General features: G+C 72.8%; 1 protein-coding gene. It reads right to left on the bottom strand.

Translation table 11 applies throughout. The annotated features are described in order from the left end of the window. Positions 1 to 105: 105 nt before the first annotated feature. Positions 106 to 1,063 (bottom strand): MFS transporter (locus G6017_RS11865; protein ID WP_182617517.1); only part of this gene is annotated, 958 nt, incomplete at its 5' end.

Raw genomic sequence — 1,063 nt, 5'->3', positions numbered from 1 at the left:
CCCGACCGCCCGCGCCTCGCCGAAGGGTCGGACCCGCTCACGTTTCCCCGGGGTGGGCTCCGGCGATCGGGCAGATATGCGACCACTCGGCGGACGCCCCGGGTGTCAGACCGCCGTGACCCGAGGGGCCCCAGCCGCACCCGCCGCACGCCGCGGTCGCACAGCAGCCACCACGATCAACGACAGTGCAGCGAGCGCGAACCCGAGCCCGCGGAACTCGATCCACGCGAACACCAGCCCCGAGAGCAGGCCGCCCGCCGCGCCGGACAGCGCCACGGCCACGTCGGCCTGGCCCTGGACGGTCGCGCGAACCGAGGTGGGAACGGAGGTGGTGAGGACGGTGGTGCCGGCCACCAGGCCCAGGCTCCACCCCAGCCCCAGCAGGATCAGCGCCGTGGTGACCAGCACCGTCGACTGCGGTGGCGACACAGCGGCGAGCACGCCCGAGGTCAGCAGCACCAGACCCGCCGAGACGGCGACGAGCCGCGTGCCGAACTTGTCGACAAGGTAGCCGGACAGCGGCGCCGGCAGGAACATCGCCGCCACGTGCAGAGAGATCACCAACCCCACCACGGTCACAGCGTGATCATGCGCACGCATGTGGACCGGGGTCATGGTCATGAGGCCGACCATCACGAACTGCGTCAGTGCCATCACCGCGACTCCGGTGATCACATCGCCCGTCCAGATGCGGGCGGGGGCGCCCTCATCGGTGTGGGAGGCCGTGATGTCGGGGGCCGCGGCACCGGAGGCGGTGACACCGGGGGCCGTGGCGCTGGCGGAGGTGACCTCGGAGGATGGCGTGATCGACGCGGTGATCGACGACGACGAGGTGGTCGCCGAGCCCGCGGCCGCGATCTCCCTCCGCCGCGCCTCGAGCAGCGGATCGGGCCTGAGCAGCAGGGAGATGACGAGCGCCGCACCGCCGTAGGCCACCGCCGCGAGGAGGAACGGTCCGGCCAACGGGAGCAGGCCGAGCGACTCGGCGACGGCGCCCGTCGGTCCCACGAGGTTGGGGCCTGCGACGGCCCCCGCCGTGGTCCCCAGCAGGACGTACGACAGT

Origin of the sequence: Dietzia sp. B44 (assembly GCF_014145245.1) — a bacterium.
Taxonomy (GTDB): Bacteria; Actinomycetota; Actinomycetes; order Mycobacteriales; family Mycobacteriaceae; genus Dietzia; species Dietzia natronolimnaea.
This window is presented reverse-complemented; position numbering and strand designations above follow the sequence as displayed.